At 48.1% G+C, this 6,988-nt stretch carries 3 protein-coding genes and 1 pseudogene; all 4 read left to right on the top strand.

Annotation, left to right across the window (positions count from 1 at the left end; all coding sequences use genetic code 11):
• Nucleotides 1–603 precede the first annotated feature (603 nt).
• Complete coding sequence (locus ABEA08_RS09750) at nt 604–2,343, top strand: aryl-sulfate sulfotransferase (protein WP_345335100.1); 1,740 nt, start codon at nt 604–606, stop codon at nt 2,341–2,343.
• Between the two features lie 29 nt (nt 2,344–2,372).
• Complete coding sequence (locus tag ABEA08_RS09755; protein ID WP_345335101.1) at nt 2,373–3,350, top strand: porin; 978 nt, start codon at nt 2,373–2,375, stop codon at nt 3,348–3,350.
• A 562-nt stretch (nt 3,351–3,912) separates the two neighbouring features.
• Nucleotides 3,913–4,602 carry a TetR family transcriptional regulator gene (locus tag ABEA08_RS09760; protein ID WP_345335102.1) on the top strand — a complete coding sequence of 230 codons (690 nt, stop codon included), beginning with the start codon at nt 3,913–3,915 and terminating at the stop codon, nt 4,600–4,602.
• Between the two features lie 630 nt (nt 4,603–5,232).
• A pseudogene (locus ABEA08_RS09765) lies at nt 5,233–6,863 on the top strand (choice-of-anchor I family protein); the annotation flags it as partial.
• Nucleotides 6,864–6,988 lie beyond the last annotated feature (125 nt).

Below are 6,988 nucleotides of genomic sequence, written 5' to 3' on the forward strand. Positions count from 1 at the left end.
GCGCGTTCTCATCCTCGAATCGCTGACTTTCTTGGCAAGTTGCTTGAAATCGCTGGAAGTATGCATCGTCGATGCTCGGGTCACTAATCAAAGCACTATTAGATCAAACTTTTAGTGCAATTGGTATGAATCCTGCGCTGAAGCTTCAATCGTGCAATTGCTTGGTCAAGGGCTCTTTACGTGCGCCTGGTTGATTTGGCAGGAGCACGTTCCTGACAACTATTATGCGGTCATCGCCGCGTGTATGGAGGGCGGTAGCGCGCTAAAGCATAATTTCATCGCATTTCTTCCTGCAAAGCCATGTTAGCCCCTTCCGTAAGGTGTGAAATAATTTCGTTACTTCAACAAGAGAAATTCACAGCGTTGATTATGGGTAGTGGTGTTTGTGGATGACTTATCGAATGGGCGGAATTTTGTTGACGATTCTTTCTGTTGAGTGGTGGGTTGTGTGATGGTTGAGCGGAGTTGAGTGGGAAGGGCTGAATTTAACGATGAATGCGACGAAGCCATAATAAAGCGGACCTAGCCAAGGTTAATCTTTTGTTGTCCACCATTGGGATTAACAAGGTGATTAGAGATCGCCGTGATAAAGTGAGGGCTGTCATGAAAGGAAGAAGAAGGTTATTAGCTGCTGCTTTAGCTTTGGCTACGTTTAGTGTTTTATCGGCTGGAAAACTGTCATTGCCTTATCCTCCGCAGGGTGAATTAGGCTACGTTAGTATTGACCCATATAAGGTTTCACCATTAACTGCCATTATTGATTTGGGCGGTAAGAATATTGCGGATGTGAAGGTTAAGGTACATGGGAAAGGAAAAGGAGGGGTTGACATTGAGTACGACGTTGGCCCAACAAAGATCCTTACCTATAATGGGGTACCGATCGTCGGCCTATACCCAAGCCACAAAAACAAGGTGTCCGTTTCTTATACTGTCGAGGGTACAATAAAGAATGAAGAATATACTATTCTAACCGCAGGACTGCCTTACAACCCTGTCGATGGTGATGTTCGTTTTGTGCCTGAGTTTGAGCCAGTAACCGTTGCGGATAACTTTAAGGATAGATTGTACTTCTTTAACTTGATGAGTCGTAAACCGGAGATCAGCCAGTTTCGCTGGGGGAGCGACGGTGGTGCTGCAGAATGGGATACCAAGCCATTAAACGTCATCGCAGATACGAATGGTGATATTCGCTGGATGTTGGATCCAAACTCCCAGCATGATGAAGAGTCTGTTTATACATCTGGCGTTATGATCGGTACCAATCAAGCTCCGGATGGTATGTTGATTACCGGCCAAGGGCAGCGACTATTTAAGTTTGATTTGCTTGGCCGCCATACTATGGTTCGACGTCTTCCTCGCGGTTTTCAAGACTATTCACACGATTTGGAGCAACTCAAAAACGGCAATTTCATTGTTCGGGTCGCGAAACGCGACTATGTGAGAGACGATGGCGTTGTCGTTAACACTGTACGTGATCACGTCATAGAAATAGATCGAGATGGCAACGTGTTAGACGTATGGGATTTTAATAAGATCCTTGACCCTTACCGTGATAATTTACTGTTGGCTTTGGATGTGGGCGCTGTTTGTCTTAATGTCGACACCGAAAGTGAAGGTGAAACGCTTGAGGATTTAGATAAAAATGCACCGTTTGGAGACATTCCTGGGGTCGGTCCGGGTCGAAATTGGGCGCATATAAACTCTGTACAATACTCTTATCATGATGACTCTATTATTGTCTCTGCGCGTCATCAAGGCACAATTAAGGTGGGTAGAGATAAACAGGTGAAATGGATCTTGGCACCGAGTGAAGGTTGGACAGGCGATCTGGCCTCAAAGGTACTCACGCCGGTTGACGCTAAGGGTAATAACCTGAAATGTGACAATGGAAAGTGCGAGGGAGAATTTGACTGGCCTTGGACTCAACACACTAGCTATATAGGCAAAACCAATAATTCGGTTATCAGCTTCGATAATGGCGATGGCCGAGGGTTCGAGCAGCCTGCATTCCCAACAGATAAGTTTTCTCGTGCTGTCCAGTATGAAGTAAATGAAGCTGATATGACCGTGCAACAAGTATGGCAGTATGGTGAGGAGCGAGGGTACGAGTGGTATTCTCCAATAACATCTTTGACGCAGTATTTTGATGATAAGGATTCGATGGTTATATTCTCTGCTTCTCGAGGCCTATTTGATCGAGAGAACCCACCAGAATTAAGCCTTGTCGAGATGGAATACGAAGGTTCGGAGGTTTTTGTGGAGATGAACGTTAAGATGCCCAAGTTACATGCCCCCGGCTATCGAGCATGGCCAATAAGTATTGATGCCATGTTTGGTAATTAATATTTAATATGAACTTGTGAAGGCACATTATGAAAACTTTAACTCTTACAACCCTGGCTTGCGCAATTGCCATGTCATGCAGCCTAGTTCATGCTGAAACATCGACTTCCGGCGAATTGACAAAAAATTTCTACGGCGATCTGCGTGCTCAAACTCAGTGGATGCAAGGACGTGATTTTGAGACGAGCGTTTATCAAGCCACTGCTGGTATCAAAGGCATGTATAAAACGCCTTTGGCCAATGTAATCTACCATGGAGAAGTGCAGTATTCAGAAAGCGATTTGGCCAGCAATCAAGTTGACGTACGCGAAGCCTACTTTGTCTTTAAAACGCATGGATACGGTGCTTTTGTGGCTGGAACGGGGGCCACAGGCTCATACTTGCAGATGTATACTCCGTTCGATATTCATCAAAGTAACTCCATGCACCCTGATACGGCGGCGCAACTGTTCCGGCAATCAAAATATGGCACTCGAGTCATTGCTTATGCGACACCAGCCTGGCAAACACCTATAGGTGCATTTGATATGAAGTTCGGCTTGGTTACGCCAGATGCTAATACCGGCAAGGACGACGATATCAAGACGGCTCGCCTGAATTATAAAGCCGGGCCAGTTTCCTTGTCTGTGCACCGGGCGCAGACCTCAAAGCAGTTACTTAACAAGGAGGAGGATTATATCCGTTGGAACCTGTTTGCTAAGTACGAATGGGAGAACAGTTATATTGCCGCGCTGAAGGAATTCCACGATGAGTGCCCGACCAAAACTGAAGAGGTGTATGGTGCTGTCTATTCGATTTCTCATGGCGCTTTCGACACCGGGATCACCTATCAGTACAAAACGTGGGACAGCACATTACAGCGTGATGACATTCATCTTACTATCGCAAGTGTAAAGTATAATTACGACGAGCACATTGCCTTGTTTGTTGAGGGGGCGCATTATAGTGAAGCTCTTAATGAATATAGTGACAGCAATGTAAGCTTAGGATTTATATTCAGCTTCTGATAATTTTCTAACCATCAGGGAAACCGCATCAGTGAGCGTACTCTGACCATATCGGAAAGAGAGGTCACATTGCGGTTTTTCTGTTCTTATGTCAGCAAGAGTATTGCATCTAGTTGTTGATTTAGCCATTCTTTTGGGCAGCTATCTCACGTATTTTTTTTGTGGGGGGGGTAACCATCTTACTAATCTTCATACTGAGTTCTGTTACTTTGTTCATCACTTTACGCCAGTCAAGATTGCGCCGACAAGTATTATGCTTAGTTCAGGGCTATTAATTAAATTGTATCGGCCAACTCTGTTCTCGATTCAGAGCGAAAAGATGGAGCAGCGTATCTTAAGAATCGCCTATTGTTAATGCAGTAATACCCAACAACACGGGCGCCAGGTAACAGGTAATTAATAATGGTAACAAGTCAGGCTATTTGGTGTTGCGCATTCCACTATTTCATACAGTGGAATTTATTGCTGATATCGCAAAGTTAAAAGTATTAGGCAGTTGCCATTGAGTTGGTTATCGCTTATGTTGTGTCGTGTTGGCTGGGCTGTGACAAGGGGTGATGTAATGTTAGAAAGGAAGCGGACCTGCAAAGAAAAATTAATTTTAATGTCTGCGCGTAGGCAAATAATTAATAAGGGACTTTTGTCGTTCAGCATTGCGGATGTTTCCCGTGATTGTGGTATATCTAGTAGTACGATTTGCCAGCATTATTTATCAAAGGAGTCACTCGTTGCCGCTCTTTATTTGTTGTATCTGAACAACACAAAGAAAAGAATGCTAGCAACCTTGGAGTTTGATTTAAACGAACGAGAGGCGTTGCTTGCGTATGGACTCTCTATCAGTTATCCGAGTCAACTAAAACTCGATGTTACCGGGACTAACTTTATGATGTCGAACTCGGCGATCTGGGTAGCGGTCGATCCACGAGTTTCAGCCAAGGTAAGGCATGAGTTTAATGAATTAGTCAATGTCGGTGAACGATTCATTCATCCCGCAATCAAGCTGGGGTTAATTACACTGCCTGAGGAAGAGTTTCGCCATGTCATGCGTTCTTATGCGCGGGGTTGCAGTTTGATGAGCCAGAATGTGTTGCGGCAAGAGGTAGAGCTCTCTTATCACAACTTTATAGTGGTTGGTTTTCTGAATCTAATTAATAGCTTTACAGAATGTAATAAAGGGAATGCGATCGATGTTAGTCGAGTCATGGTTGCTGTAAAAACTGCATTTGATAGGTACCCTTTGTCAACGGTATAGCAATGTCATATCTATTTTATGGCCATCCATGATGGCGTAAAGGGCGCTGCTTTACCTAACTGTTGGTGCTCATGTTGAAAGTCCCCCCAAATTCCATTCGATCAAGCCGTTAACACTTTCGGCTTCCGAAAACTTCTCTGATGGTAACAGATTGTTTTTTTGCGATAGGAAAATCGACCAACAGTTCCTTAAAGCGGCGGCATTGAGGTTGGCTGATTCAGTTACTGATCGAACCCGTGTTCGTCGCGCATGGAGTGTTGGCGGATAGCGGTGGCGGAGTCGATGGGTGGGATGGGCTCAATATGATAGCTCCTTGATATAGGTATCCTACGGATACAGGATCACTTACCAAACGTTAAAGCTGACGCTTATGCCAATCACCGTCCTGGTGATTGGCATAAGGCCAGCTCGCATTGAGTGGCCTTGTGCCGGCACCCATCAGCGGCTGTGGGATTGGTCGGTATAAGCCTGTTGCACGTAACCTCGGTCAGCTCCCTCCATGTATTGTCCACTGTTGCACTTGTGCCTTTGTGGGACTTTGTTTCGCGGCTGACTTCCTTTCGCCATCGTTCAGTCATATAAGAAAAACACAATGCCCTGCGATAACATTCTGATCACATAGGGCAAACCATGAATTTTAAAAAGAATATTCTGTCTCTCGCTGTGCTGTTCAGCTTGGCTTTGACCGGTTGCGACGGCGACGATGGCGCGATGGTATTAATGGTCAAAATGGCTTGGACGGTGCAGTTGGCCCAGATGGTGCCGATGGCCAAGACGGTGCAGATGCCGTGAACGGCATCGCCTTGAGTCCGGTGGGCCGTATCGTTCTTAATACCGACGGCGCGGCGGAGATCCTGCAGTATCATGCTGCGACCCAGACTATCTACGCCATTAATAGCTCGGACGATACGGTCGAGATGATCGACGCTTCAGGTCTGACTTCTGAAGCCCTGAGTGCGCCGATCAGCGATACGAACCTGACGGCAACGGCCATGGTGCTGCCCACCGAGGCTAATGACGTTGCTCTCGGTGGGGCCAATAGCATTGCGATTAGTGGCGATCTGATGGCCGTTGCAGTGGAAGCCGATGCTCATGCCGATAATGGCTTTATCCTGTTTTACAATGGCTTGGATGAGGGAGTGCCGCTCTTCCTCCGTGCTGTGGCGGTGGGCAACCTGCCGGATATGGTGACGTTCACGCCGGATGGCAGCAAGGTGCTGGTGGCCAACGAAGGCGAGCCCAGCGGTGATTACAGTGTGGATCCAGAAGGGAGCATCGCGGTTATCACGGTGAACGATGGTGTGCCCGCCGACACGGCCACTCTTATCGACTTCACCGCCTACAACGGCATGCAGGCCGAGCTGGAAGCTCAGGGCATGCACTTCCCCAATCCCAGCGGACGCCCCCTTAACGGTGCGTTGATCGCCACAAGCGTCGCGCAGGATCTCGAGCCGGAGTACATCACCACCAGCAACACCATGGCGTACGTGACGCTGCAGGAAAACAATGGCTTGGCCATGGTCGATTTGAGCGACAACAGCGTCTCGGTGATCGGATTGGGCGTGAAAGATTGGTCCGGTTTGATGTTTGATGGCAATGAAGATGGTGCGGTCAGTTTTGGCCAGTACGATGGCCTGTATGGCGTCTTTATGCCGGACACCATCACCTCATACGCCTGGAGCGGCGCGCCCTTTTTGCTGACGGCCAATGAAGGGGACGCCCGCGAGTATTTCTTCGATGTGGCCGATGAAGCGGCTTGCGACGCCGCCGGCGGCCAGGATTACGATGAAGACGACGGCTGCTTGTCGTACACCGATGAAGCGAAGCTGAAGAACCTGCCGGCTGCTCCGGGCTCGGCGCTCGAAGCGCTGCAGTTGAGTGGTGAGATAGGCGGGCTGCGCGTTACCCGTGCCCTAGGCGCCAACGCCGATGGCGAATATGACAATGCCTACGCTTACGGCGCGCGCTCTTTCACTATCTGGGATCAAAACGGTCAGCTGGTGTTTGATTCGGGGGATGAGATCGGCAGGATCACCGCTTCCATTCATGGCCGCGCTTTCAACAATGGCGACGATGAGAACGAAGGCGACTCTCGCTCTGAGAATAAGGGGGCCGAGCCGGAAGCCTTGACCGTGGGCGTGGTGGGCGACAAGACGTTCGCCTTTATCGGCCTAGAGCGGATGGGCGGGATCCTGGTGTACGACATTACCAATCCCTACAAGGCGGCATTTGAGACCTATGTGATCAACCGGGATCTGACGTAACTGTTCACCCGAGTGGACTTGACCTTAGATCATGAGGCCTTCTGGTATCGGATACGGACGTTGCTCGATACAGGCTCGAGTGATCTGTTGAAGCCACTCCAGTGGATTGAGTTTCAGCCGCT

Origin of the sequence: Ferrimonas pelagia, assembly GCF_039543565.1 — a bacterium.
GTDB classification, from domain to species: Bacteria; Pseudomonadota; Gammaproteobacteria; order Enterobacterales; family Shewanellaceae; genus Ferrimonas; species Ferrimonas pelagia.

What these genes read in the sequence shown, in the direction of transcription:
- ABEA08_RS09750 (WP_345335100.1), top strand. Translation starts at nt 604, where the DNA reads ATGAAAGGAAGAAGAAGGTTATTAGCTGCTGCTTTAGCTTTGGCTACG.
- ABEA08_RS09755 (WP_345335101.1), top strand. Translation starts at nt 2,373, where the DNA reads ATGAAAACTTTAACTCTTACAACCCTGGCTTGCGCAATTGCCATGTCA.
- ABEA08_RS09760 (WP_345335102.1), top strand. Translation starts at nt 3,913, where the DNA reads ATGTTAGAAAGGAAGCGGACCTGCAAAGAAAAATTAATTTTAATGTCT.